Here is a 26,471-nt window from a genome sequence, read left to right on the forward strand (position 1 = left end):
TGGCTGGCCTGTCATCCTTGTGTAGGTGCCCGTCTAATCAGTGTCGAGGCGTCAGAGCCCGATCCAGGACCCGGGCCACATGTTCCGCGTGTATCCCGAGCCCGTCGTGGATCTGATGCCGGCAGCTCGTACCGTCGGCAACCACGAGATCGCCCGGCGCCGCGGCGCGCAGGGCCGGAAACAGCGACAGCTCGGCCATGGCGAAGGAGGTCGCGATCGATTCCGGCCGGTAGCCGAAGGCCCCCGCCATCCCGCAGCAACTCGACTCGATCACGCGCACCTCAAGGCCCGGAACCGCACGCAGAACCGTCTCCACCGCGCCCATCAGGCCGAAGGATTTCTGATGGCAATGCCCGTGCAGGTGAGCCACGCGGTTACCCTGATGGGCGAGCGGGAGTTCGATCCGCCCCCCGGCAAGGTCGCCGGCCAGCAACTCCTCGAACAGCACCGATCGCTGGGCCAGAAGGGCGGACTCTGCGCCGGGGAGGAGGGCTGCGAACTCGTCCCGGAAGGTGAGGAGACAAGAGGGCTCCAGGCCGACCACCCGCGCGCCGGCCTTCAGGAAGGGGAGGAGCGTATCGAGGGTCCGCTGTGCCTCCTGCCGGGCTCGGTCTGTCTGGCCGGAGGCGAGCCAAGTCCTGCCGCAGCAGAGGGGCCGGCGCCCGCGCATCGGATCGGCGCGATGCAGGCGATAGCCCGCCGCGCGTAGGACCCGCTCGGCCGCTTCGAGGTTCTCCCGCTCGAAAGCGCGGTTGAAGGTGTCACCGAGCAAGATGACGTCGCGGAAATCGCCCACAACGTCGCTCGGATGCGCGGCCTCGCCCTGCTCGCGCCAGGGGCGACGCCACCGCGGCAGCGTCCGCTTGGCCGAGAGGCCGGCGAAGCGCTCCGACAGGGCTGCCAGGGCCGGATACCGATCTCGCAGGTTGAGGAGCGGCGCGAGCTTCGCGGCAATGCCCGCGTAGATTGGCATCTGGGCGATCAGCCGCTCCCGCAGGGGCAAGCCGTGGCGTGCGTGGTAGTGGTGCAGGAACTCGATCTTCATCTTGGCCATGTCGACACCGGTCGGGCATTCCCGGCGGCAGGCCTTGCAGGATACGCAGAGATCGAGGGTCCGCTTCATCTCCGGGCTGGTGAAGGCATCCTTGCCGAGCTGGCCCGAGATCGCGAGGCGCAGTGAATTGGCGCGTCCGCGCGTAAGGTGCTGCTCTTCCCGGGTAGCCCGGTAGGACGGGCACATCGCGCCGCCGACGAGCTTCCGGCAGGTGCCGTTGTTGTTGCACATCTCGACGGCTGCGCCGAAACCGCCCCAATCCGACCAGTCGAGGGCCGTCTTCATGGGCTCGGTCGCCGCATAGTCCGGCTTGAACCGGAACAGCGACCGGTCGTCCATCGTCAGAGGGCGGACGATCTTGCCGGGATTGAGCCGGTTCTCCGGGTCGAAGTCGTCCTTCACGGTCTCGAAGGCGCGGGTCAGGACTGGCCCGAACAGGGGCGCGATGTATTCCGAGCGCGAGATCCCGTCCCCGTGCTCCCCGGAATATGAGCCCTTGTAGCGGCGCACGAGTTCGGAGGTCTCTTCGGCGATCGCCCGCATCCGCCGGACGTCGCCCGCCTCCTTCATGTTCAGGATCGGCCGGACATGAAGGCAGCCGACCGAGGCGTGGGCGTACCACGTGCCGCGGGTGCCGTGCTTGGTGAAGACCTCGGTGACCGCATCGGTGTAGGCGGCGAGATGCTCCAGCGGCACCGCACAATCCTCGATGAACGACACCGGCTTGGCGTCGCCTTTCATCGACATCATGATGTTGAGGCAGGCCTCGCGCACCTCCCAGACGGATTTCTGGCGAAGCGGCTCGACCACCTCGACGACGGCGTCCGCGTAGCCGTGGTCGGCCATGCAGGCGTCGAGCCGCTTGAGGTCGCGCTCAAGGCTCGCGAGGTCGTCGCCGGCGAATTCCGCGAGCAGCAGGCAGTTGGGCTTGCCGCGGGTGATGTCGGCGAGCGTCGTCCGGAACAGCGGGATGTCGGCGCCGAGCACCAGAACGTTGTTGTCGACCAGCTCCACCGCCACCGGATTCAGCGCCACGATGTGCTGCGTGGTCTCCATGGCGGCGCGAAAGGATGGGAAATGGCAGACGCCCATGACCCGGTGCTTCGGCAGGCGCGACAGCTTGAGCGTCACGGCGGTCGTGGCCGCCAACGTCCCCTCGGATCCGACCAGCAGATGCGCGAGATTGGGACGTGCCTCGATCAGCGCGTCGAGATTGTAACCTCCCACGCGGCGCTGCACCTGCGGGTACCGGGCGACGATCTCGTCCCGGTGCGTATGGGCCAGTGCGCGCATGCGGCCAGCCAGGGCTTCGGCCCGGCTCGATCCGGTCACACCAGAGACCGCATTGTCGCTGAGGCCGAATTCGAAGGCTTCGCCGTCATGGAACAGCGCCCCCAGGGCGAGGACGTTGTCGCTCATCTTGCCGTAGCGCAGCGAGCGGGCGCCGCAGGAATTGTTACCCGCCATGCCGCCGATGGTGCAGCGGGTCGCCGTGGAAGGCTCCACGGGGAAGAACCAGCCATCGGCCTTCACCCGCGCGTTCAGGCGTTCGAGGACCATGCCGGGCTCGACGGTGATCGTCCCGGCCTCCGGATCGTAGGCCAGGACGTCGTTGAAGTGGCGCGAGCAATCGACCACGAGCCCCGAGCCGATGGGCTGGCCATTCTGCGAGGTGCCGCCGCCGCGCAGGATCACCGGCGCGCCGTACTCGGCTGCGATCCGCAGGGTGGCAGCGATGTCGGCGGCCGAGCGCGGCAGCACCACGCCGGCCGGCATGATCTGGTAGATCGAAGCGTCGGTGCTGTAGCGGCCGCGGGTGAAGGCGTCGAAACGTGCCTCGCCCTGGAGTTGCTCCGCAAGCCTGCGGGCCAACCCGGCAGCCAGGCGCGCCGCCGCGCGCGGCGCCGTTGCGATGTGCGCGCTCGTTCCGTTCACGTCCGCCTCCTCCCGCGGTGATCTGGGGTCACCGGATCCAATTGTATTCAAAATTCATCGCGACGGGAATCGGCTCGTGCGGGCTGCGCGCTTCCGGCGCGGGGTTGGCGGCATCGACCGCGTTGGGTGGCCGTCAGGACAGCATCCGCGTGTCACCGTCGATGGAGATTGCTTGGCCCGAGACGGTGCGACCGCGGGGCGAGCAGAGCAGCAGCACCTGATCGGCGAGTTGCCGGGCGGTGACGTACTCCTTCAGGGAGACGAACGAGAAGGCACGCGCCTCCATCTCAGCGAAGCTCGTTCCCTGCTGCTGCGCCTTGGCTTCCAGAACCCGGCGCTGTCGGTCGCCGGCGACGAGCCCGGGGAGGATCGCGTTCACCCGGATGCCAGCCTCACCGAGTTTGATGGCGAGCGATTTTGTGAAGCCGATTACCCCCCATTTGGCTGCCGCGTAGGGGCTGCGCAGGGCGAAGCCGAACTTGCCCGCCGCCGAGGATACGTTGACGATCGATGCGTTCGCACTTTGTCGGAGATGCGGAACCGCCAGTCGGGCACAATTGAACTGGCTCGTCAGGCAAACCGTCAGGCACCGGTCCCATTCTTCGGGGGCGATCTCCTCAACCCGTCCGGTCGGACCGGCGATGCCGGCATTGTTGACCAGCACGTCGAGGCCGCCGAGGTGCTCCACCGCCTGATCCATCATGGCGGCGACCGCCGTCCGGTCGGTCACGTCGGTCCGGCTGCGCCCGACGGTGGCGGGCAGCGTGGCCAGCGCCTCCGCGTCGATGTCGCAGGCGAAGACCCGGGCACCTTCCTCGAGGAACGCATCCACGATGCCGCGACCGATGCCGGCGGCGCCCGCGGTCACCAGCACGCGCAGCCCGGCGATCTTGAGATCCATGGTCAATCCCCTCCGCTATGGTCCTGCAGGCCGCCGCGGGCCAGTATGAACTCGGCCGCCTCGCGGATGTCGGCCGCGATGGCGCGTTCGGCCGCGGGGGCGTCTCGAGCCTCGATGGCCGCCAAGGCCTCGGCGTGGCGTCTCAACGCGAAACCCTGGCGTAGCCGCTCCGGGTGGGCGCGGAGGTCCAGGTTGATGACGGGTCCTGCCTTCAGCCAAAGACGCGCGATGATCTCCCGCAGGGGTGCGAGCCCGCAGGCGTCGTAGATCGCGAAATGCAGGTCGCGGTTGAGCTGGATCGCCCGGGCGCGGTCGGGCTGCGTGGCCTCGGCCTCCGATCGAAACGCGGCTTCGGCGTTCCGGATCGCCGACAGATCTTCGGCGCTGTGGCGCAGCGCGGTCCGGGCGGCGGCAATCCCCTCCACGGCGATGCGCGTCTCTGCCAGCGCCCGGAAGGCGTCCTGCGACATCATCGGCACACGGATGACCCGTGCTGGCGAGACCTCCAGCACGCCGTCGGCCACCAGTCGGCTCACCGCCTCGCGAACCGGCATCACCGAGACGCCGAAAGCTGCCGCACTCTGGCGCAGGGACAGCCGCTCGCCCGGAGCCAGCCTGCCCGAGGCGAGAAGGTCCGAGAGAGCCGCGTAGGCGGTTCCCGACAGGGTCTGCCGCTCCAGCTGCGGAAGATCGGCCAACGCCGTGACGGATCGCATGCCGGACACTAGACGCAACCAGCCTTTTGCCGCTAGTGATCTGTGATCACAGCTGACGGGAGCGGTCAGCTTGTGCATGGGGGCGCCCTTGACCGAGCGCGTCGCGATCGTCGGCGCTGGCCTGATCGGTCGGGCCTGGGCAATGATCTTCGCCCGCGCCGGCTGGGAAGTGCGCCTGTTCGATACCGGCGACGGTGTCGCTGAGGCGGCCCTCAGACTCTGCGCCGAAGGCCTGCGCAACTTGGCGGCGAACGGGCTCTGTTCCGATCCAGACGGCGCGCTAACCCGCATCCGGCCCGTGCCGGATCTCGATACGGCCCTCGACGGCGCCGCCTTCGTTCAAGAGAACGGGCCTGAACAGCTTGACGTCAAGCAGCGCCTCTTTGCCGAGCTCGACGCCCGGGCGCCGACGAGTGCCATCCTCGCGTCGTCCTCCTCGGCGATCCGCTGCTCCCTGTTCACCGAGGCGCTAAGGGGCCGGGCGCGCTGCCTGATCGGCCATCCCGTGAATCCGCCGCATCTCATTCCGCTGGTCGAAATCTCGGGGGCGCCCTGGACCGCGCCGGATACACTAACCAAGGCCCGGGCCGTCTACGAAGCGATCGGTCAGGTGCCGATCACGGTGCTGAAGGAGATCGAAGGCTTCATCCTCAATCGGCTGCAGGGCGCGCTGCTGGCAGAAGCCTTCCGCCTTGCCGCCGAGGGCTACGTCACCCCGCAGGATCTCGATCGGACGGTGGCGGATGGGCTCGGTCTGCGCTGGAGCTTCATGGGGCCGTTCGAGACGATCGAGCTGAACGCGCCGGGCGGTATTGCCGATTACTGCGCGCGCTACGCCGGGTTCTACAAACGGCTCGCTGCCGATCCGGTCCCGCCCTCGGTCTATGAGGCGGCGGCCACGCATACGATCCTGGCCCAATGGCAGGCACCCGCCGACCGGCCCGCCCGCATGCAGCGCCGTGACAGGCGGCTTGCGGCGCTGCGGGCCCACAAGGCTTCACAGAAGGACTGACGATGGCCTTTCAGCGGAAAGTCATCATCACCTGCGCGGTCACGGGCGCGATCCACACGCCCAGCATGTCGCCGCACCTGCCCGTAACGCCCGAACAGATCGCTGACGCGGCTATCGGGGCCGCAGAGGCGGGGGCCGCCATCGTGCACCTGCATGCCCGCGATCCGGAGACCGGCCAGCCGGACCAGTCGCCGGAGGCCTTCGCCAGATTTCTGCCCGTCATCAAGCAGCGCTCCTCCTGCGTGGTGAACCTGACCACCGGCGGCGCCCCGACCATGTCGATCGAGGAGCGGGTGCGCCCGGCCGCCACGTTCAAACCAGAGGTCGCCTCGCTGAACCTCGGCTCGATGAACTTCGGCCTGTTCGGTATGCTGGACCGGTTCAAGGATCTGAAGCACCCGTGGGAGCGAGACTATCTCGGCAACAAGGATATCATCTTCCGCAACACATTCGGCCAAATCGAGCACATCCTGACGACCTGCGGGCCGAACGGCACGAGGTTCGAATTCGAGTGCTATGACACCGCCCATCTCTACAATCTGAAATACTTCTTCGATCGCGGCCTGGTGCAGGCGCCGCTGTTCATCCAGACCGTGTTCGGCCTTCAGGGCGGGATCGGTGCCCATCCCGACGATGTGATGCACATGAAGCGCACCGCCGACCGGTTGTTCGGCGACCAGTATCAATGGTCGGTTCTGGGCGCAGGCCGCAACCAGATGAACATCGCCGCCATGGCGGCTGCGATGGGCGGCAACGTGCGTGTCGGGTTGGAGGACAGCCTCTGGGACGGGCCGGGCAAACTCGCCGAGACCAACGCCGCACAGGTCCGGCGGGTCCGGTCGATCATCGAGGGACTGGGGCTCGCGGTGGCCTCACCCGATGAGGCGCGGGAGATGCTGGCGCTGAAGGGCGGCGACAAGGTCGCGTTCTGAGGCCTGCCGGCTCCGGGAGAGACGCCGATTGGGCGCAGGCCAGGCACTTAGGTGGGCCGGCCAAATACCCGATCGATGTCGTCCTGTGCGACGCCGTCGATCTCCAGAATCTTCAGCCGGCTCTGGTCCCCCGCCACGATCCGCACTGAACCGCGGCTCACCTTGAGCGCCTTGGCGATCATCGTCTCCAGCGCCACGTTGGCGGCGCCTTCCACTGGCGGAGCGGCGACGCGGGCTTTGAGGTAGGGCTGGCCCTTCTCGTCGCGGGCCCAGCCCTCGGACGCGTTGCGCCCGCCGCGGGGCGTCAGCCGCACAGCCAGCCGAACCGTCATCGCGGAACCCTCAGAAAATCTTGCCGGGGTTCAGACGGTTGTCCGGATCGAGCGCCCGCTTGACCAGCCGCATCGCCGCGATCTCCTCGGGCGAGCGCGACAGCGCCAGCTTGCCCCGCTTCTCCAGGCCGATCCCGTGCTCGGCCGAGACCGAACCGTTCAGGTGGGCAAGCGGCTCATAGAGCGCGGCGTCGATCGCGGCGTTTCCCGCGGCATCGAGGCGGGTGGTATTCCAGTGCAGGTTGTTGTCGCCGATATGTCCGTAGACCACGGCCCGGCACCCCGGGATCGCGGCGAGCCGTTCGAGCGCGCCGCGCACGTAGCCGTCCATCTTCGCGAGCGGCACGCTGATGTCGAAGGCACGTTCGATCCCGTCGGCGTTGAGGTGCTCCACGCGGTCGCGGATGCGCCACATGCCCCTGCGCTGTTCCTCGGAGGAGGCGATGGCGGCGTCCAGGATGGTACCTGCGTCCATCAGGCCCTCCAGCAGGCCGAGGAACCGCTCGGACTCCTCCGGGATGCACTCGATTTCGATGATGGCGTAGAACGGGTAGTCGTAACCGAGCGGTGGCGTGGCCCGGCCGGGGGCGGTCATCACCCGGTAGAAATCCGGCCACAGGCCCTCGAAGGACGAGACGCGGCCCTGAAACGCGCTCTGCGCCGCGCGCAGCACCCGCGCGCCGTCATCGACGCCGGGGCAGGCGATCAGCGCGGTCGCGTAGCCCGCCGGCGCCGGACGCAGGCGCAGCACCGCCCGCGTGACGATGCCGAGCGTGCCCTCCGTGCCGATGAAGAGCTGCTTCAGGTCGAGCCCGGTGTTGTTCTTGATGAGCGGGCGCATCGACGACACCACCGTGCCGTCGGCCAGCACCGCCTCGAGCCCGAGCACCATCTCGCGCATCATGCCGTAGCGGAGCACCCGCAGGCCGCCCGCATTCGTCGAGATCGCGCCGCCAACCGTCGCCGAGCCGCGGGCGCCGAGGTCGAGGGGGAAGAACAGGCCGCTTTCGGTCGCGGCGTTCTGGACGCTCTCGAGGGTCGCGCCAGTGCCGACCACCACAGTCATGCCGAGTGGGTCCACCGGTTCGATCTGGGTCATCCGCTCGGTCGAGAGTGTGATGTCGTCGGGTGCGCAGAGCGTTCCGTCCACGAGGCCCGTGGCGCCGCCCCGCGGCACCACCGCGACCCCCGCCGCTTGGCAGGCCGCCATGACGGCGCTGGTCTCGGTCGTGCTGCGGGGGCGGACCAGGGCGAAGGCCGCGCAGGGTTCTGCGGGCCGCGTCCAGTTCGCCGAGCGCTGGCGCAGCTCGTCGCCGGTAACCAGACCGGACGGTCCGACGATCGCGCCAAGGCGGTCGAGGAGGGCGGCGTGCGTCATCGGCAGGGTCTCGATCGGCAGGGGCTCGGCGGGAACGGGCGTGGCGGAAAGGGTTGTGGCACGCGCCCGAGGCTGTGTCACAGGAAGCCGCGCGCCGCGAGATTGCGCATCAGCGCGCGAGCCCCGAAGGTCCAGGGCTCGCAGGCATCGCACGGGCGCATGCGGTTGACGAGACTGCCGAGTTCCGGGCTTGCCACCACGACCCGATCGTTCTCGACATGGGTGAAGCCGAGGCCGGGCCCGTGCCGATCCTGGATCGGCGCGAACATCGTGCCGAGGAGCAGCAGCGCGCCGTCCGGGTATTGGTGCGTGTGGCCCATCAGGGCCGCCACCAGCTCGTCGGGGTCGCGGCTGATCTCGGCGAGCGGCGAGGTGCCTTCCATGCGAAAGCCGTCGGTGCCGGTCACCTCCAGCGTCACGGTGGTGCGCCGGATGGCATCGAGATCGAAGGTCTCGTCGAACAGGCGCAGGAACGGCCCCAGCGCGCAGGAGGCGTTGTTGTCCTTGGCCTTGCCGAGGAGAAGGGCCGAGCGGCCTTCGAAGTCGCGCAGGTTGACGTCGTTGGCGAGCGTCGCCCCAACGATCCGCTGATCGGAGGCGACGGCGAGCGCCACCTCGGGCTCCGGATTGTTCCAGTGGGAGTGCGGATGGAGACCTGCATCCGCCCCGCACCCGACCGCCGACATCGGCTGGGCCTTGGTGAAGATCTCCGCGTCCGGGCCGATGCCGACCTCAAGGTACTGGCTCCAAGCGCCCTGCGCGACCAGCACCTCCTTGAGCGCCATCGCTTCGGCCGAGCCGGGCTTCAACCGGCGCAGATCCTGTCCGACCAAGCGCACGACCTCGGCGCGGATCGCCGCCGCGGCGGCGAGATCGCCCCGGGCGCGCTCCTCGATCACCCGTTCCAGCATCGAGGTTGCGAAGGTGACGCCCGCCGCCTTCAGGGCCTGCAGATCGACCGGGGCGAGGAGCCACGGCCGGCTCGAATCACGGGCGTCCGGCGGCGTGTTACCCAGGATCGCATCGAGGCTTCCCAGATCCTCGCCGTCCGCCGCACGCAGGGCGGCGGCGGGGTCGGGCTGCTCGCACAGATCGCTGACCGTCGGCAGGCGGGGCGTGACGTCGATCACCCGCGGCTCGCCCGAGGCGTCGGCGCGGATCGCCACGACACTCGGTCCCCGGGCGTCCGGGTGCCAGACCCGGCCGACGAGGGCGCCGCTGCACCCGTCGGCGGGGAGGATCGCCTGCGCGTTCAGATCGGACAACGACATGGTGCTCCCTTTCCCGTCTCGGACAGCCGCGGCCTTCTTCCGGGCCGGGGCGGCGCAGGCTTTAGCATCCTGGGACGCGTGCGAGGCTTGCGCGGTGTTTCACGCGGGCAAGCTCGTCACCGCTTCCCGCACGGCAAAATGACAGAACTCGAATATTCCGCAGGATCGCGAAGGTGACGCCTTGCTTTCCTGCTCACGCTCCCGTGTACTGTATTGACAGAGCCGCCGACAGAGCGGCCTTGATCGGGAGGAAGCATGGCCTCGGTGGGAATCCGCGAGGTACGCAAGGCTTTCGGATCAACGAATATCCTTCACGGCGTGTCGGTGGACATCCGGGATGGGGAATTCGTGATCCTGGTCGGCCCGTCGGGCTGCGGAAAATCAACGCTCCTGCGGATGATCGCCGGGCTGGAGAATATCTCCGGGGGCGAGATCCGCATCGGCGAGCGCATCGTAAACGATGTGCCGCCCAAGGAGCGGGACATCGCGATGGTGTTCCAGAACTACGCGCTCTATCCGCACCTCACGGTGCGCGAGAACATGGCGTTCTCGATGCGCATCCGGAAGGCCCCGGCCTCGGAGATCGACCTGCGCGTCAACCGGGCCGCGCAGATCCTCGGGCTGACGCACCTCCTCGACCGCTACCCCCGTCAGCTCTCCGGCGGGCAGCGCCAGCGCGTCGCCATGGGGCGGGCGATCGTGCGCGATCCGCAGGTGTTCCTCTTCGACGAGCCGCTCTCGAACCTCGACGCGAAGCTGCGCGTGGCGATGCGCACCGAGATCAAGGAACTGCACCAGCGCCTGAAGACCACGACCATCTACGTCACGCACGACCAGATCGAGGCCATGACCATGGCCGACCGGATCGTGGTGATGCACGATGGCGTGGTCGAGCAGATCGGCCCGCCGCTCGACCTCTACGATCGCCCCGACAACCTGTTCGTCGCCGGTTTCATCGGCTCGCCGGCCATGAACTTTTTGTCCGGGCAGATCCGGGCGAACGGCAGCCTGACCTTCGTCAGCGACACGGGCTTGACGATTCCGCTGACCGACGCGCCGGCCGGTGCCGTGGGGAAGCCCCTCGTCCTCGGAATCCGACCCGAGCATTTCGACCTCGCGCCGGACGGGATCGCCGCCGAGGTGGTGGTCGTGGAACCCACCGGCTCGGAGACCATGCTGGCGGTGCGTGCGGTCGGTCAGGACCTCACCTGCGTGCTGCGCGACCGCGTGACCGAGCGGCCGGGGGAGATCGTCTCCCTGCGCCCGAACCGCGTCCACCTGTTCGACGCCGCGACCGGGCGTCGGCTGCCGATCTGAACGGCTGCCGGCCCCTCAAAGGGAAGGTCGGCAAACCGGCCCGCGAACAAGAACATCCAGGGAGAAGCCACCCATGCAAGGTCCCGATCGCCGCTCCCTCCTCGCCGGTGCCGCCGCAGCCGGCCTCGCCGCCGGCGGCGACCTCCTCGGCTTCGCCAAGGCCTGGGCGCAGAATGCCGAATGGAAGCCCGAGCCCGGGGCCAGCCTGTCGCTGTTGCGCTGGAAGCGCTTCGTCCCGAGCGAGGACGAGGCCTTCCTGAAGCTGGTCGATGCGTTCACGCAAGCGACCGGCGTCAAGATCACGGTCAGCAACGAATCCTACGACGACATTCAGCCCAAGGCCTCGGTGGCGGCCAATACGGGCCAGGGGCCCGATCTGGTCTGGGGCCTGTTCTCGTTCCCGGCGCTCTTCCCCGACAAGTGCCTGCCGCTGGAGGATGTCGCCGACTCCCTCGCCAAGAAGTACGGCCCGTGGTTCCCGTCCGCGGAGGCCTACGGCAAGGTCAAAGGCAAGTGGATCGCAATCCCCGTCGCGTTCAACGGCGGATACCCGAACTACCGGATCTCGGCGATGAAGAAGGCCGGGTTCGACAAGTTCCCCACCGACACCGCCGGCTTCCTCGAACTGTGCCGCGGCATGAAGAAGAACAACACCCCGGCCGGATTCGCGCTCGGCCACGCCACAGGCGACGGCAACACGTGGTGCCACTGGGCGCTCTGGGCCCATGGCGGCAACCTCGTCGACGCCAACGAGAAGATCGTCATCAACTCGCCGGAGACCGCCAAGGCGCTTGAATACGTGAAATCGCTCTACGAGACCTTCGTGCCCGGCACCGTCTCGTGGAACGACAGCTCGAACAACAAGGCGTTCCTGGCCGGCGACCTGTATCTCACCAACAATGGCATCTCGATCTATGCCGCCGCCAAGAAGGACAACCCGAAGCTCGCCGAGGATATGGACCATGCGGTCTGGCCGGTCGGCCCGGTCGGCAAGCCGACCGAATTCCAGCTCGCCTTCCCGATCCTGGCGTTCAAGTATTCGAAGGCGCCCAACGCCTGCAAGGCGTTCATCGCCTTCATGATGGAGGCGTCGAACTACAATCCCTGGCTGGAACAGGCGCAGGGCTACCTGTGCGAGCCGCTCTCCAACTATCCCAAGAACCCGATCTGGTCGGCCGATCCGAAAAACGCGGTCTTTGCCGAGGCCGGACGGCGCTCGCTGGCAGCCGGCGGCCTCGCGCCGGTCAGCGAGCGCATCGCAGCGGTGTTGGCCGATTTCGTGGTGGTCGACATGTTCGCGAGCCACTGCACTGGCCGCGAGGACGTGAAGACCGCGATCAAGAACGCCGAGCGCGCCGCCCAGCGCATCTTCCGGAACACCTGACCCGCGGCGCGAGAGGCCACAGCATGGCGCATACGGCCCTGACGCAACCCGCGCTGGTCGCGGTCCCGACCCGCTCAGGCTGGCAACGCCTGCGGGCGAGCCGCGGCTGGGCCGGCTTCTGGTTCATGCTGCCCACCGCGCTGATCCTCGGCCTGTTCCTGGCCTATCCGCTGCTGAAGGGCATCTGGCTGTCCTTCACCAATACGCGGATCGGCCGGGACGGTGTGTTCATCGGCCTGGAGAACTACGAGTGGCTCTGGGACGACGACGTGTTCTGGCTCTCGGTGTTCAACACCTGCCTGTACACGGCCGTCGCTTCGGCTGTTAAATTCGCGGTGGGGCTCTACCTCGCGCTGCTGCTCAACAAGAACATGCCGTTCAAGGCGATCATCCGGTCGATCGTGCTGATCCCCTTCGTCGTGCCGACGGTGCTCTCAGCCATCGCATTCTGGTGGATCTTCGACAGCCAGTTCTCGATCATCTCGTGGTCGTTGCGCCACCTCGGCATCATCGACGGCAACATCGACTTCCTGGGCGAGCCAGCCATGGCCCGCGCCTGCGTGATCTTCGCCAATATCTGGCGCGGCGTGCCGTTCATCGCGATCACGCTGCTTGCCGGCCTCCAGACGGTCTCGCCCTCGCTCTACGAAGCCGCGACGCTCGACGGCGCCTCGAACTGGCAGATCTTCTGGCGGATCACCCTGCCGCTACTGACGCCGATCATCGCCGTGGTGATGACCTTCTCGGTGCTGTTCACCTTCACGGATTTCCAGCTGATCTGGGCCATGACCCGCGGCGGCCCCGTGAACGCCACCCACCTGATGGCGACCTTGTCGTATCAGCGCGGCATCCTCTCAGGGACGCTGGGGGAGGGAGCCGCCATCGCCACCGCCATGGTGCCGTTCCTCCTCGCCGCGATCGGGATCTCGTGGTTCGGCCTGCAACGCCGGGCCTGGCAGGCCGGGGGGTCCGACCGATGAGCGCGCCCGCACCGCCCGCCCATGCCGACCCGCTGCGCACGCCCCTGATGGCGGCCGAGCCCCCGGGCCTCACCGACAATTCGGAGGGCATGGCCTATCTCGAGCGCCTGCCCCGGCGGCTCGTGACCACCTACCTGCCGCTGTTCGTCATTCTGATTGTCCTGCTGTTCCCATTCTATTGGATGGCGCTCACCGCCATCAAACCGGATGAGCAATTGATCGACATGGAGCACTTCAACCCGTTCTGGGTGGTGCAGCCGACGTTCAAGCACATCCATAAGCTGCTGTTCGAGACGCAGTATCCGCGCTGGCTCTGGAACACGATGTACGTGTCGGTGGCCGCGACCGTGCTGTCGCTGTTCGCCAGCGTGCTCGCCGCCTATGCCTGCGTCCGCGTCCGCTACCGGGGGGCGGGCTGGGTCGGCGCGGCGATCTTCCTGGCCTATCTCGTGCCGCCCTCGATCCTGTTCATCCCGCTCGCCACGATCGTCCAGGCCTACGGGCTGTTCGACTCGCCGATCGCCCTGATCCTGGCCTATCCGACGATCCTGATCCCGTTCTCGACCTGGCTCCTGATGGGCTACTTCAAGACGATTCCCTACGAGCTGGAGGAATGCGCCCTGATGGACGGCGCGAGCCGCTGGCAGATCCTCACCAAGATCATCCTGCCGCTCGCCTTCCCGGGGCTGATCTCAGCCGGGATCTTTTCCCTGACGCTGTGCTGGAACGAGTTCATCTACGCGCTGACCTTCCTGTCCTCGACGCAGAACAAGACGGTGCCGATCGCCGTGGTGAGCGAGTTCGTGGATGGCGACGTCTACAAGTGGGGCTCGCTGATGGCCGGTGCGCTGCTGGGCTCGCTGCCGTTGGTGATCCTCTACTCGTTCTTCGTCGAGTACTACGTGTCTGCACTTACTGGGGCCGTGAAGGAATAAACGACGGGTTCACGTGCCGTGCCAGCCAGTGATCGCGGGCGCAACGAAGCGTTTGCGGGTTGCAGAGGATCGTAGCGCTCCCTGGGCGACTGCGCCGCGCTCCCAGAGACGGTGGTCGTTGCCAGCACGGCGTCATTGCGCGGACAATGGGTCTCGAGCCGCCAACGCAGAATCGCGGACCGGCCCCATCCGAGGTCACGCCATGGCCCATTTCATCGACACCCGCGCCACCCTGGTCAACGACGCCCTCGACGGCTTGGTCGCGGCAAGCGGCGGACGCCTCGCCCGGCTCGACGGCGACCCGAGCATTCGCGTCGTGCTGCGCAGCGAGATCGACCCGGGCAAGGTGGTGATTGTGTCGGGTGGAGGGTCCGGCCACGAGCCGGCGCATGCCGGATTCGTCGGACCCGGACTGCTCACTGCGGCCGTCTGCGGGGATGTCTTCGCCTCACCCAGCGTGGATGCGGTGCTGGCCGGGATTCTCGCGGTGACGGGGCCAGCCGGATGCCTGCTCGTCGTCAAGAACTACGCGGGCGACCGCTTGAATTTCGGCCTCGCCGCCGAGCGCGCCCGGGCGATGGGCTACAGGATCGAGACCGTGATCGTCTCCGACGACATCGCCCTGCCGACGGCCAAGCAGCCCCGCGGCGTCGCCGGCACGCTCTTCGTCCACAAGGTTGCAGGCCATACGGCCGAGTCGGGGGCTCCGCTCGAGCAGGTCGCGGATCTCGCGCGCCGGGCCGCGGGCTCGGCGAAGTCTTTGGGCATCGCGGTCTCCACCTGCACGATCCCCGGCTCGCCGCGCAGCGAGCGTCTGGTCGAGGGGCAGGCCGAGTTGGGGCTCGGCATCCACGGGGAACCGGGTGCCGAGCGGATCACGCTGCCCCCGGCCGGTGAACTCGCCCGTATGTTCGCTGCGCGCCTCTCCGGGGCGACCGCTGACGCCGACCGTCTGGCGCTGCTCGTGAACAATCTGGGCTCGGCCTCGGCGTTGGAGATGCAGATTCTGACCCGGGCGGTGCTCGCCACCGCTCTTGGCCGGCGCGTGCGCCTGCTGCTCGGGCCCGCGCCGATGATGACCGCGCTCGACATGCACGGCGCCTCCCTCTCGGTGCTGCCGCTCGACGACGCACTCGAAGCGGCCCTGGCCGAGCCGACGCCGGTACCGGCTTGGCCGGCCGCAACACGGCCCACCCCGCCGCTTCTGCGGCCGGTTCCAGCAGGACTGGTCGGAGAGCCCTTCACGCCGTCCCAGGACACGGGCACGGCCGGGCGGATTGCCGCCGTTGCGCGGGCCCTGATCGCCGCCGAAGGCCCACTCAACGCCCTCGACGCCAAAGTCGGCGATGGCGATGCCGGCACGACCTTCGCGGGCGCGGCACGCGCGGTCCTGGCCGATATCGACCGGCTGCCGCAGGCCAATCCTGCCGCTTTGTGCCGGGCACTGGCCGAGCGGATCGGCCGGGCGGTCGGCGGGTCGAGCGGTGTTCTCGGCTCGATCTTCTTTGCCGCGACCGCCGCCGCGCTCGCCGACGGAGCACACTGGGCGGACGCGCTGGAGAAGGGCGTTGCCCGGGTCCAGGGCTATGGCGGCGCCAGCCGTGGAGACCGCACGCTCCTCGACGCGCTGATCCCGGCCGTGGAAGCCTTGCGGAGCGGCGACCTCGACGCCGCCGCAACTGCGGCCGACGCGGGTGCGAAGGCGACGTCGGAGATGGATCGCGCCGGGGCCGGCCGTTCCAGCTATCTCGCCGCGGGGGATCTCGCCGGGGTGCAGGACCCCGGGGCCGCCGGGGTCGCGGTTGCTTTCGCGGCATTGGCGCGGGCTTAGTACGCTCGAGATCGAAGGCCGAAACCGCGATATCTGCCAAACTCCGGCTTTTCGTCCCCCTCGAATCGGCGAAGGACGATCCGCGACACGTGATTGACGCTCGATAGGCTGCGGCCTACGCCAGGGTCATGCGGACCTGCCTGATCCTCGACGATTACCAGCGGGCGGCCCTCGCGCTCGCCGACTGGGACCGCCTCTCCGACCGAGTCGCCGTGGCGTCCATCGCCGAGCATATCGCCGATCGGGATGCGCTGGTGGAGCGGATCGCGCAGGCCGAGATCCTGGTCGTGATGCGCGAGCGCACCCCTTTGCCGGCTTCGCTGCTGGAACGGTTGCCGCGGCTCAAGCTGCTGATCACCAGCGGCATGCGCAACCTGGCCATCGATATCGCGGCCGCCAGGGCACGCGGCATCACGGTCTGTGGGACGGAGTCGAGCCCGACACCGCCGACCGAGCTGACCTGGGCGCTGATCCTGGGCCTAGCCCGTCATCTCCCGGGGGAGAACCGGACTCTCCGCACCGGTGGTCCCTGGCAGAGCAGCGTCGGGACCGACCTCGCGGGCACGACGCTCGGCATCGTGGGTCTGGGCAAGATCGGCACGCGGGTTGCTGCTGTCGGACGCGCCTTCGGCATGCGGGTGATCGCCTGGAGCCCGAACCTCACGGCGGAACGGGCAGACGCTGCCGGGGTCGAGCAGGCGACCTCGAAGGAGGCGCTTCTGGAGGCGAGCGATGTCGTCACGATCCACCTCGTGCTCGGCGACCGGACGCGCGGCCTCCTCGGTGAGCCCGAGCTGCGCCGCATGCGGCCGAACGCCTACCTCGTGAACACCGCGCGGGCGCCCATCGTCGATCAGGCGGCTCTGCGGCGGGCACTTGAGGAGAATTGGATCGCCGGTGCCGGCCTCGACGTTTTCGAGACCGAGCCGCTTCCCGCCGACGACCCGTTCCGCAGCATGCCGAACGTCCTGGCGCTGCCGCATCTCGGCTACGTCACGCAGGGCAACTATCGGACCTACTTCACCCAGGCGGTGGAGGACATCGAGGCGTGGCTCGCCGGGAGGCCGATCCGGCAATTGAGCTGAGATCAGCCGGCGCTCGGGTCCAGCGCGTCGGCTAGGGCGTCGCCGAAGAGGTTCAGCGCCACCAGGGTGGCGATCAGGAACGCCGCCGGGGCGGCGAGCATGTGGGGGGCTGCCTCGATCGAGCGGGCGCCGTCGGCGACGAGCACGCCCCAGCTCGTCTGCGGCTCCTGCACGCCGAGCCCGAGGAACGACAGGAAGCTCTCCAGCAGGATCACCTGCGGGACAAGCAGCGTCGCGGTAACCGCGACCGGCGCGAGCGTGTTCGGCACGATGTGACGCGCGATGATGCCCGGGGCGCCGACACCCAGCGCGTGCGCCGCGCGGACGAAATCGCGCTCGCGCAGCGACAGGGTCTGAGCCCGGACCACGCGGGCCATGTCGAGCCATTCCACGGCCGCGATCGCGACGAGCATCAAGGTCAGGCTCGGGCGGAAAAACACGAGAAGCAGGATCACGAAGAACACGAAGGGCAGGGCGTAGAGCACATCCACGAAGCGCATCATCACGGCATCCGCCGCCCCGCCCAGGAAGCCCGCCGTCGCGCCGTAGGCGACGCCGATGAGCAGGGCCACCAGGCTCGCCGCGAGCCCGATCGCCAGGGAGATGCGGCCGGCGGCGAGGCAGCGTGTCAGAAGATCGCGGCCTTGCACGTCGGTGCCAAGGGGAAAGTACAGCCGCCGCAGCGGCACCGCGACCACGAGGGTCCGCCCACCGTCGCGCTCCTCCACGATCATGGGCGCGCCGAACAGCGCGGAGCGCGGCAGGTAGACGAGGCTGCGCCGGTCCACGCCCGCATCCGAGGCGAGCGTCAGGCGCAGGGCGTCGCCCTCGCGCTCTACCGCGTCGAGCCGAACCCGCATCCGAAAGGCCAGCCGTTCCAGCGCCGGACCGAGATGCGCGGCATCCGGTTGCGCCGGGAGACCGGCCGGCAATTGGCGTAAGTCCGGATAGGCCCGTTCGAAATCGTGACCCGTCAGCGCGGGACCGATCAGGCAGGCCAGGGCGATGAGGATCAGGACGGTGAGCGACGCCAGGGCGCCGGGCATCCGGGCGAGGCGCATGACGGCTCGGCCGGCGGGACCGGCCGACGCCGCGCTCACGTCGCCACCCGAAGGCGCGGATCGAGCCATGCGCAGGCGAGATCGGCCGCGAGATTCAGGGTCATCACCAGCCCGGCGACCAGCAGCACCGTGCCCATGACCAGCGTGTAATCCCGGTTGAGTGCCCCCTCGACGAAGTAGCGGCCGATCCCTGGCAGGCCGAAGATCGTCTCGACCACGACCGATCCGGTGAGCAGGGACGCGGCCAGGGGTCCGAGATAGGCCACCACGGGCAGCAGCGCGCCGCGTAGCGCGTGCCGAGTCACGCGGATCGGGGGCAGGCCGAGGCTGCGCATCGTCCGCACCGGCTGCGTCCGCAGGATCTCCCCGAGCGAAGCCCGGGTCAGCCGTGCCAGGGCGCCGACCTGCGGCAGCGCTAGGGTGATGACCGGCAGGACGAGATGACTCGGCGCGCCGTCGGCCCAGCCGCTCAGCGGCAGCCAGCGCAGGGTGAGCCCGAAGGCGATCTGAAGGAGCGGCGCGACGACGAAGCTCGGCAGTGAAAGGGTCAGCGCAGCGCCGATCCCGAGGAGGCGGTCGATCACACCACCGCGCCGAAGCGCAGCAGCGATGCCGAGCCCGACGCCGAGGCCCGTCGCCAGAACCAGGGCGAGCGTGCCGAGCAGGGCTGAGACCGGCAATCCCCGGGCGATCAGATCGAGGACGCTCATGTCGCGGAACGAGAAGGACGGCCCGAGGTCGCCCTGCGCCAGCGCGGCCAAGTAGCTGCCGAACTGCACGATCAGAGGCCGGTCGAGGCCATAGACCCGGCGCAGGTTCTCCAGGGCGGCCGGCGCCAGGGGGCGTTCCAGGTCGAACGGGCCGCCGGGGGCGAGCCGCATCAGGAAGAAGCTGACGGTGACGACCACGAGCAGCGTCGGCACTGCTTGCGCGAGGCGGCGCAGGATGAAGCGGATCACGCGTCGAGCCTCATGAAGCGCGTCGGGGCGGCGTTGCGCAGGTTCGGATGGTAGCCGTGCAGCCGCGGCGCGATGAGCGCCTTCGACTTGTAGAACATGAGCGGGATCCAGGGCAGCTCGCGCAGCGCGATTCGCTCGGCCTCGTAGAGGAGGTCGGCCCGGCGGCCGAGGTCGCGTTCCCCGGCGGCCCGCGCCAGCAGGTCGTCATAGGCGCCGTCCGACCACGTGGTGGCGATGGCGGCCGCGTTGCCGGTCTGGAGCAGGAACAGGAAGTTCTGCGGGTCGCTGTAGTCGGCGATCCACGAGGCCCGGGCGATGTCGAAATCGCCGCCATCGCGTAGGTAGGCGAAATGCGTCTTGGCATCTGTGTAGACGAAGCGCGTCACGATCCCGAGGTCGCGCCACATCTCGGCCAAAGCCACCGCGATCGTACGGTTGTTGTCGCTGACGTTGAAGCGGTACTCGACGGTCAGCGGCCTGTCGGGGCCGAAGCCCGCCTCGGCGAGGAGCCGGCGTGCGGTCTCCTCGTGATCGATCGGCAGCCCCTGCCGGCCCGCGGTCTCGGGCGGCGTCCGGTAATTGTCGAGGCCGGGCGGGCATAGCGAATAGGCCGGGCTCATGGTGCCGCCGTTCAGCCCGTCGGCGAGGTACTCACGGTCGATGACGAGCGACAGGGCCTGCCGGACGCGCACGTCCGAGAACGGCGGCTTGCGGGTGTTCACGACGAGGGCTGCGAGCCCGAGCGAGGGACCCAACACCACCTGCGAACCGAACCGGCGACGCAGATCTGCGATCTGATCGACCGGCAGATCGGAGAGCGAGTCGATCTCTCCGGCGGCGTAGCGGCGCACTGCCGAGGCGATGTCGGGTGTCGGCAGGAATGCGACGCGCCGGATCGCGAAACTGGCCGCGTCCGGGTGATGCGGGTTGGCTTCCAGGGTGATGGCACCGCCCGGCACCCGATCGATCAAGCGGTAGGGCCCGTTCGTGACGAGGTTGCCCGGCCGGGTAAACGACTCGCCGTAGCGTTCAACGCTCGCACGATGCACCGGCAGGGCGGTCTGGTGGGTCAGCAGTTCGAGGATGTAGGGCGTTGGCTGTTCGAGCACGATCGTGAGGCTGAGCGGACCGTCAGCGACAACGCCGAGGGCATCGATCGGCTTCTCGCCGCGGTTGACCGCCCCGGCATTCCGGATCGGGTCCAGGATCTCGGCGTATTTGGCTCCGGTAGCCGGATCGAGCATCCGACGGAATGCGTAGACGAAGTCCACCGCCGTGACCGGCTCGCCGTTCGACCAGCGCCCGTCAGGCCGCAGCGCGAAGTGCAGCGTCAGGCCGTCCTCCGAGACGGTCCAGGCCCGGGCAGCGCCCGGGATGAGAGCGCCAAGATTGTCGTAGGTAAGCAGGCCGTCGCAGAGGTCGCGCAGGATATGCGCCTCCGCCACTGAGGACGACCGGTGCGGGTCGAGGGTTTCGGGGTCGGCGTCGTTACCGCGGCGGTAGGTCGGCTCGGCCGCGGAGGCCGGCCGTACGGTCGCGAGCGCGGCGGCTCCGGCGAGCCAGTCGCGCCGCCGCATCGTCAGGCGCCGGTCTCCGGCACGAGGCCGGCCGCCTCGATCCCGGCGATTGCGCAGATCTCGTCGTTGTCGGAGGTGTCGCCCGAGATGCCGACCGCGCCCAGAAGCCGCCCGTCGCCGGAGCGGATCAGGACGCCGCCGGGGACGGGCACCAGGGCGGCGGGGCCGGCCAGATGCGTCACGGCCGCCACAAAGTACGGCTGCGCCTCCGCCCGCGCGTGGATCGCCCGGGAGCCAAGCCCGAGCGCCAGCGCGCCGTTGGCCTTGCCGCAGGCGATCTCGGCCCGGCGCAGGGATGTGCCGTCCTCGACCGCGACGGATTTCAGCGCCCCGCGGGCGTCGTAGACCACCACGGCCAGCGGCTTAAGGTTGCGGGCACGGGCCTCCCGAACGGCCGTATCGACGATGGTGCGGGCAGCTTCGAGGGTCAGGTCGATCATCGGTTTCCAGATGCCGTTTCGTATTGGGCGGCTCAATCCTCCTTACGGGAACTGACTGCGGACGGTCCACTGCCTCGAACCAAGGCTCTGCGCATGGCGCGGTGGCAGCACTCAGGCCCCGCACAGAAGCTGTCATGGGATCCCCCCGCCGCGCGATCGTCCGCGGCTGGAGCGGGGAATATCCGATGATGAGCCCGCAGGCTTGGTGGAGCGCATCATCGGATCACGGTTCGGTTCGCCGGGGCTCCCACGGTCGGCCGGCGACTGGTCGCGATCAGGCCAGTCAATCTCCTGGACTGCGCGTGATGCTCGCGAGGAACGCCTCATAGGCGGCGGTGACCGTCCCGGGCCGCTCGAAATGCGGGAAGGCGCCGGTCGGCAGGGTCTCGATCCTCCAATTGGAACGACCGGCGACGAGGGGAACGTGCCGGTAATCGACGAAGTCCCCGCGCTCGCCATGGATCATCCAGACCGGCAGGCGCAGCCGCTCGTAGAGTCGCGTCGTATCGGTGGGGAAGAGGTGGCCGGCAATGAAGCAGTAGGGTGCGTGTTCGGCCCCCGGCTGGTGCGCGGAGATATGATCGTAGGCCATGAGGCCCTCGTCGATCTCGGACGAGCCGAACGTCTTCTGCAGGAAGAAGCGCATGCTCGGCCGAGATGCCAGCGCGTCGAACAGGGGGCGGCCGAAGGGTGGGCGGTCGAGAAGATCGAGCAGCCAGTCACGCCCCCGATGACCGTCGGGCGGCCCCTCGCCGGAGAGCTGCTTGTCGAAGCCCGTGGGGCTGATGAGCGCGAGGCTGCGATAGGCGTCGGATCGTTCCAGGCTCGCACGGGCCAGGAACGATGCCGAGAGTGACAGGGCCAGGGCATCGACTGCGATCGCGCCGTGGCGCTGCCGGATCGTGTCGACGGCGGCGTGGATCGCCTCGACCATCAGCCGTGGCGTATAGCGGCGGCGCGATCGCTCCGAGAACCCGAAGCCCGGTAGCTCCAGGGCGTAGACCGGTCTCCTGCTGCGTAAGTGTAGGTAGAGCGGCCGCACCTCGTAGGCGTTCGCGGCGGCGTTGATCGAGTGGATCAGCAGGAGCGGGACGCCCTTGGCCTCGGTCGAACTGTAGAGCGAGATCACCCCGGCGCGCCGCGTGTCGATCCGTTCGTGACGGCCGGGCAATGCGAGTGGGAGGGGCTGGCGATGCCTGCCGGCGAGCCGGCTCCAGGCGAGCACGCCGATGGCGGAGCCGCCGAGGGCCAGGGCGACCCCAGCCGCGGAGCGACCGGCGCGTTGCCGGGATACTGGGCGCATCGGGTGACCTCGACGTCGCGCCCGTTTACCCGGGCGATGCGCGACAACGCCGATGGAGCGGGGAAGTGCCGATCGGAGGCTGTCGATGCTACGAAGCGTGCCCGGCCAAGCTGCCGGATCCCCCAGCGCTCACCGAGGGAACCCGCGCCGCCGGTCGGGCCGGAATATCGCCGCGGCCCGCAGCCTCGCGCAGGAAATCCACCGTCGGCGCGTCGTTTCGCCAGCCCTGGACACGCTGGGAGACGAGAAGGCTGCGCTCACGCCGATCATAATTCGCGTATGAGGCCGCCACGAATTCCGCCCGGTTCATCGTTCGGGCGGGTCCGGAACGCCGCGTCTCGGCCTTGAAGAACAGGGCACTGCCGGGAATGCCATAATGCTGGGCGATCTCGGGATAGACCGGCCAGCTGCCCTGGCCGCCAAGGTCGTCCGGCAGGAAGGCATCGAGGTCGCAGGCTTCGAACGGCACGCCGGCCTTGGTTAGCAGCCCCCGGGCAAGATCGGAGACGACGTAGAGCTTCGTGTGGTTGATCGAGTGCATGAAGCAGCCGCGCCGCGCCCAGCGGGTCAGGTGCGTGTCGAGGTCGTAATCCGCCTGCCGGCCGAGGCCGCGGAGATACGACACCGACTCGTCCCACAGGTCGAAATAGCCCAGGCGCTCGAAGACAGGTTCCGCGAACAGGCGCAGAGCCTGTGCCTGCGAGAAGCCGGACAGGTAGGCGTACAACGTGATGGCAGAATGCGAATGGCCCATCGGGCCCGAAATCAGCCCGTTGAGGGTTACCGCATCCTGCACGCCGACATGGATAAGATCGGGGTGATAGGCGCTGAAGACGATCGTCGGGATCAGCCGAACCTTGGGATGCGTCCGCAAGGTGTCGATCGTGCCGCCGCCCTTGAATCGTGGCAGATAGATGCTGGAGAAGACGTGATCGTACCCGTCGGCATGGGCCATCAGGTCGGCGAGCCGTGGAAAGCGTCGCGCCGCCGTGAACGCCGACACGAAATCGACCCGCGCATCAGGCAGGAGGTAGCGCATCGCCTTCGCGATCGCGCCCGCTTGGCACACGCCGATGACGAGGATGCTTGGCGATCCCGTCCGCTTCTTCCCGAGTTGCGCGAGGCGGTGCCGCGCCCGCCAGAGGCTATCGACGGTCAACATGCCGCTTCTCTCGCATGTCCGTGAGCCGCGGGCAAACTGCCGCCGCCGATAGGATCGATCCTGTTGCGCAACCCATCTGCCTCGATGGCCCGGGCTCCAAGTGACAGAGGGCCCGTCCTGTCGCCCGTCCCGGCTGGCCTGAGAAGCACAGCTGTTCCATGCCGAGTGGTGAGGCGAGGAGAACGGGCATGGCCCTGACGCAACTTCCGGAGTCGATCCCGGAGATCGAGCGTGCGACCCTGCATCGGGTCACGTGGCGCATCCTGCCGTTCCTGATGCTCGCCTACTTCGTGGCTTTCGTCGACCGGGTGAATGCCGGATTCGCCGCCCTGCAGATGAACCACGATATCGGCCTCTCGGCGGCGCAGTTCGGGCTGGGCGGCGGTCTGTTCTACGTCTCGTACGTGTTGTGCGAGGTCCCCAGCAACCTCGCCATGGAGCGGTTCGGCGCCCGGATCTGGATCGCCCGGATCATGATCACCTGGGGGCTCGTCTCGGCCGTCATGGCCTTCGTGGTCGGGCCGTATTCCTTCTACGCCGTGCGGCTGCTCCTGGGCGCGGCGGAAGCCGGATTCTTTCCGGGCGTGATCCTCTACCTGACCTACTGGTTCCCGAGGGCCTATCGCGGGCGGATCGTGGCCGTGTTCATGGTGGCGATCCCCATCTCAAGCTTCCTGGGGTCGCCGATCTCGGCCGCGATCCTCAACACCGACGGCATGCTGGGCCTACGCGGCTGGCAATGGCTGTTCATCCTCGAAGCGGCGCCGGCTGTCCTGCTCGGGCTCGCCGCCTTCTTCCTGCTGCCCGATGGGCCGGGCTCGGCACGGTGGCTGACGCCGCAGCAGAGCGCGTGGCTCCAGGAGCGTCTTGCGGCGGAGCGCGCGTCCGTGGTGCAGGGTGGGTCGGCACCGGCGCGCCATCTCTCAGTCTGGCAGGTCATGCGGAACCGCTACGTGTTGGCCGCCTCGCTGATCTACGCGGGTGCGTCCGGTGCGAGCCAGTGCTTGTCCTTGTGGCAACCGCAGATCATCAAGTCCTTCGGGTTGACCAACCTCCAGACCGGATTGCTGAACTCGATTCCGTTCGGTGTCGCCTCGGTGCTGATGATCCTCTGGGGGCGTTCCTCCGACCGGAACCGAGAGCGGGTCTGGCACACGGCGCTACCCCTCGGGCTTCTGGCGGTGAGCCTCGCGGCCTCGATCGCCACCGCGCAGCTGCTCCCGACGATTCTGGTCCTGTGTCTGGCCGTGACGGCGACCTATACGGTCAAGGGTCCGTTCTGGGCGCTCTCGACCGAATGGCTGTCGGCCGGCGCCGCCGCCGCCGGCATCGCGCAGATAAATGCCATCGGCAATATCGGTGGTTTCGTGGGGACCTATCTGCTCGGCGTGATCAAGGATGCCACGGGCAGCTACCCGCTCGGGCTGCTCCCGCTGGTCGTCCTGTCGGGGTTAGGCTGCCTGCTGGTCCTTGGCCTCGGTCGTGGACGCAACCACGCCGCGTACACGGCAAAGGCTTGAAAAAACCGGTCTGCCGCTGACGCTTACATCCGGCGGCTGCAGATCGCACAGAACTCTGAAGATATCGAATTGATACTTTCTTGGAAAAATTTCACTACTCATAAATGGTCCTTTCGAAGTGTAGAAAGTATCTATTCGTGATCGACTCAAAGATCTGGAAAGCCGCCTTCCTGTCAGCGTGGTTGTTGACAGGCCCACTTACTTCCCTGCACATTGGCACCGATAGAGTATGAAGCTCTAGTTTGCTGTGCCCGCGGGCATGATGGTCGCTGGGTGACAGAGGGCCAAAGCACGCATGCGCGTTCGCTGATCGCTTATCGAATGCGCGCCGGATCCCACCCGTGGCGGTCCGCGATCGAAGACTGCTGCTCGAACATTGGGCGTCCCAGCCGTCCCCAGAAGTGTTCTGTCTCGTCGTGGGGATCGGATAGGGCAGATATCGCGCGCCTGCGCTGAAGCGCCGCTTTTGACGATCAGCGCCTTTGTCAGGTTCGACGAACACGATTTCAACGTTATTGAGACAACACACTGGTTGACCAACAGATCGGCGTCTCTGGGCGTGTGCTTCAATTATTGGGAGGTCGCAAGAAAACGAAAAATTATGTTCGTGAGGTGGTTCTTCAGTTGGGCCTGCAGGCAGGAGATTCCAAGATGGATTATGTGCCCTCATTGGCGGCACTCGCCGCAGCTGGACAGAAGTCTCCACACATTGACGCGGTCACGCCGGCAACGAATACCGTATCGCCCGCGGTGCCGACCGCGCTCGACCCCCGGCCCGCCTACGCGCTGGCGCCCGGAACGGCCGACGCGGTGCTGTCTCTCGCCGGTTCGCGAACGCAGACAGCTGACGCGGTCGCGTTCGACACCCGGTACGGTTACGCTTCACGAGTCGCAGAGGTGACGACGGCGGCGGTCGCGGCTCCTGTCGTTTCACCGGAGCCGACGAAAACGGTCAGCGCGGCGAATCGAAATTGGAACGAGGATGTCCGCCTGGATCACATTCCGACGCGGAAGATCGGGACCGATACGGTCGTTCAGTACGACAATCCGCGGGTCATGGCGGCTTGGCGCGCCGCGTTTCCCGATGTGGCCAGCCGGAAATATCGTGGTCTTACGCAGGCGGATACAAACGTAAAGCCGGATTTCGAAAGACTGAAGGCCGAGAGCGGACTGACATTCCTGGAGAAAGACATCTACCTGCTATGCAGCGATGACAACTTTAAAGCGATCAGCAAAAACCATCCGGATACACATATCAACTGGATCTCTGTCGACAGTGACGACATCGTCCTGTTCTGGCCGAAAGACAACGGCCATAGCGACGTCAAGCTCTTGAGCGGTCCGATGCAGCATCCTGATCAGGATGATTGGGGGGCGTAAGCCACG

22 protein-coding genes are annotated in these 26,471 nt (G+C 67.9%); 10 read left to right on the top strand and 12 right to left on the bottom strand.

Annotated elements, in window-relative coordinates; genetic code table 11:
- Nucleotides 1–37: 37 nt before the first annotated feature.
- From BLQ49_RS11420 to BLQ49_RS11430, 3 genes are all read right to left on the bottom strand, one after another.
- Nucleotides 38–2,989, bottom strand: a complete 2,952-nt coding sequence (locus tag BLQ49_RS11420; protein ID WP_091715922.1) for an FAD-binding and (Fe-S)-binding domain-containing protein — start codon at nucleotides 2,987–2,989, stop codon at nucleotides 38–40.
- Nucleotides 2,990–3,122: 133 nt separating this feature from the next.
- A complete protein-coding gene (locus tag BLQ49_RS11425; RefSeq protein WP_091715923.1) occupies nucleotides 3,123–3,890 on the bottom strand; it encodes an SDR family oxidoreductase in 768 nt (255 codons plus the stop codon).
- A 2-nt stretch (nucleotides 3,891–3,892) separates the two neighbouring features.
- On the bottom strand, nucleotides 3,893–4,606 hold the full coding sequence (locus BLQ49_RS11430) for a GntR family transcriptional regulator (protein WP_091716193.1): 714 nt from the start codon (nucleotides 4,604–4,606) through the stop codon (nucleotides 3,893–3,895).
- A 76-nt stretch (nucleotides 4,607–4,682) separates the two neighbouring features.
- Here BLQ49_RS11430 and BLQ49_RS11435 point away from each other — a divergent pair, with 76 nt between their 5' ends.
- The gene (locus BLQ49_RS11435) at nucleotides 4,683–5,618 is read left to right on the top strand and encodes a 3-hydroxyacyl-CoA dehydrogenase (protein ID WP_091715925.1); all 936 of its coding nucleotides are present in this window, start codon (nucleotides 4,683–4,685) and stop codon (nucleotides 5,616–5,618) included.
- Between the two features lie 2 nt (nucleotides 5,619–5,620).
- Nucleotides 5,621–6,550 (top strand): 3,5-dioxohexanoate:acetyl-CoA acetone transferase, encoded by a 930-nt coding sequence (gene kce, locus BLQ49_RS11440; protein ID WP_091715927.1) that lies wholly within the window; start codon nucleotides 5,621–5,623, stop codon nucleotides 6,548–6,550.
- 47 nt (nucleotides 6,551–6,597) lie between these two features.
- Here the strand turns inward: kce and BLQ49_RS11445 are convergent, their stop codons facing one another.
- The 3 genes from BLQ49_RS11445 to BLQ49_RS11455 form a co-directional block, all read right to left on the bottom strand.
- Entirely contained in the window at nucleotides 6,598–6,882 is a 285-nt protein-coding gene (locus tag BLQ49_RS11445) for a DUF167 family protein (protein ID WP_091715928.1), read from the bottom strand.
- Nucleotides 6,883–6,892: 10 nt separating this feature from the next.
- Nucleotides 6,893–8,260: an FAD-binding oxidoreductase gene (locus BLQ49_RS11450; protein ID WP_091715930.1), complete on the bottom strand. Its 1,368-nt coding sequence runs from the start codon at nucleotides 8,258–8,260 to the stop codon at nucleotides 6,893–6,895.
- A gap of 77 nt (nucleotides 8,261–8,337) precedes the next feature.
- Nucleotides 8,338–9,531 (bottom strand): fumarylacetoacetate hydrolase family protein, encoded by a 1,194-nt coding sequence (locus BLQ49_RS11455; RefSeq protein ID WP_091715931.1) that lies wholly within the window; start codon nucleotides 9,529–9,531, stop codon nucleotides 8,338–8,340.
- Nucleotides 9,532–9,786: 255 nt separating this feature from the next.
- On the opposite strand from BLQ49_RS11455, the gene BLQ49_RS11460 reads away from it, so the two are divergent.
- From BLQ49_RS11460 to BLQ49_RS11485, 6 genes are all read left to right on the top strand, one after another.
- Nucleotides 9,787–10,848, top strand: a complete 1,062-nt coding sequence (locus tag BLQ49_RS11460) for an ABC transporter ATP-binding protein (protein WP_091715933.1) — start codon at nucleotides 9,787–9,789, stop codon at nucleotides 10,846–10,848.
- 73 nt (nucleotides 10,849–10,921) lie between these two features.
- Nucleotides 10,922–12,232 (top strand): ABC transporter substrate-binding protein, encoded by a 1,311-nt coding sequence (locus BLQ49_RS11465; protein ID WP_091715935.1) that lies wholly within the window; start codon nucleotides 10,922–10,924, stop codon nucleotides 12,230–12,232.
- A 23-nt stretch (nucleotides 12,233–12,255) separates the two neighbouring features.
- Complete coding sequence (locus BLQ49_RS11470; protein ID WP_091715936.1) at nucleotides 12,256–13,212, top strand: carbohydrate ABC transporter permease; 957 nt, start codon at nucleotides 12,256–12,258, stop codon at nucleotides 13,210–13,212.
- Nucleotides 13,213–13,259: 47 nt separating this feature from the next.
- A complete protein-coding gene (locus BLQ49_RS11475; protein ID WP_091716194.1) occupies nucleotides 13,260–14,147 on the top strand; it encodes a carbohydrate ABC transporter permease in 888 nt (295 codons plus the stop codon).
- Between the two features lie 202 nt (nucleotides 14,148–14,349).
- The gene (locus tag BLQ49_RS11480; protein WP_091715938.1) at nucleotides 14,350–15,978 is read left to right on the top strand and encodes a dihydroxyacetone kinase subunit DhaK; all 1,629 of its coding nucleotides are present in this window, start codon (nucleotides 14,350–14,352) and stop codon (nucleotides 15,976–15,978) included.
- Nucleotides 15,979–16,106: 128 nt separating this feature from the next.
- Nucleotides 16,107–17,063, top strand: coding sequence for a D-2-hydroxyacid dehydrogenase family protein (locus BLQ49_RS11485; RefSeq protein WP_208859040.1), 957 nt, complete (start codon nucleotides 16,107–16,109; stop codon nucleotides 17,061–17,063).
- Nucleotides 17,064–17,065: 2 nt separating this feature from the next.
- Here BLQ49_RS11485 and BLQ49_RS11490 read toward each other — a convergent pair whose 3' ends face one another.
- From BLQ49_RS11490 to BLQ49_RS11515, 6 genes are all read right to left on the bottom strand, one after another.
- Nucleotides 17,066–18,124: an ABC transporter permease gene (locus BLQ49_RS11490; RefSeq protein ID WP_244507547.1), complete on the bottom strand. Its 1,059-nt coding sequence runs from the start codon at nucleotides 18,122–18,124 to the stop codon at nucleotides 17,066–17,068.
- Between the two features lie 35 nt (nucleotides 18,125–18,159).
- A complete protein-coding gene (locus tag BLQ49_RS11495; protein WP_091715942.1) occupies nucleotides 18,160–19,083 on the bottom strand; it encodes an ABC transporter permease in 924 nt (307 codons plus the stop codon).
- Entirely contained in the window at nucleotides 19,080–20,660 is a 1,581-nt protein-coding gene (locus BLQ49_RS11500; protein WP_091715943.1) for a peptide ABC transporter substrate-binding protein, read from the bottom strand. The genes BLQ49_RS11495 and BLQ49_RS11500 overlap by 4 nt, the downstream gene beginning before the upstream one ends.
- Nucleotides 20,661–20,662: 2 nt before the next feature.
- The gene (locus BLQ49_RS11505; protein WP_091715945.1) at nucleotides 20,663–21,100 is read right to left on the bottom strand and encodes a GlcG/HbpS family heme-binding protein; all 438 of its coding nucleotides are present in this window, start codon (nucleotides 21,098–21,100) and stop codon (nucleotides 20,663–20,665) included.
- 283 nt (nucleotides 21,101–21,383) lie between these two features.
- Entirely contained in the window at nucleotides 21,384–22,403 is a 1,020-nt protein-coding gene (locus BLQ49_RS11510) for an alpha/beta fold hydrolase (protein WP_091715946.1), read from the bottom strand.
- A gap of 88 nt (nucleotides 22,404–22,491) precedes the next feature.
- Nucleotides 22,492–23,565 (bottom strand): WcbI family polysaccharide biosynthesis putative acetyltransferase, encoded by a 1,074-nt coding sequence (locus tag BLQ49_RS11515; protein ID WP_091715948.1) that lies wholly within the window; start codon nucleotides 23,563–23,565, stop codon nucleotides 22,492–22,494.
- Nucleotides 23,566–23,753: 188 nt separating this feature from the next.
- On the opposite strand from BLQ49_RS11515, the gene BLQ49_RS11520 reads away from it, so the two are divergent.
- Both BLQ49_RS11520 and BLQ49_RS11525 read left to right on the top strand, forming a co-directional pair.
- Nucleotides 23,754–25,085, top strand: a complete 1,332-nt coding sequence (locus tag BLQ49_RS11520; protein WP_091715950.1) for an MFS transporter — start codon at nucleotides 23,754–23,756, stop codon at nucleotides 25,083–25,085.
- A 651-nt stretch (nucleotides 25,086–25,736) separates the two neighbouring features.
- Nucleotides 25,737–26,465, top strand: a complete 729-nt coding sequence (locus tag BLQ49_RS11525; protein ID WP_208859041.1) for a hypothetical protein — start codon at nucleotides 25,737–25,739, stop codon at nucleotides 26,463–26,465.
- The last annotated feature ends 6 nt before the right edge of the window (nucleotides 26,466–26,471 follow it).

The sequence above is a fragment of the Methylobacterium phyllostachyos genome, assembly GCF_900103445.1.
Lineage (GTDB): Bacteria > Pseudomonadota > Alphaproteobacteria > Rhizobiales > Beijerinckiaceae > Methylobacterium > Methylobacterium phyllostachyos.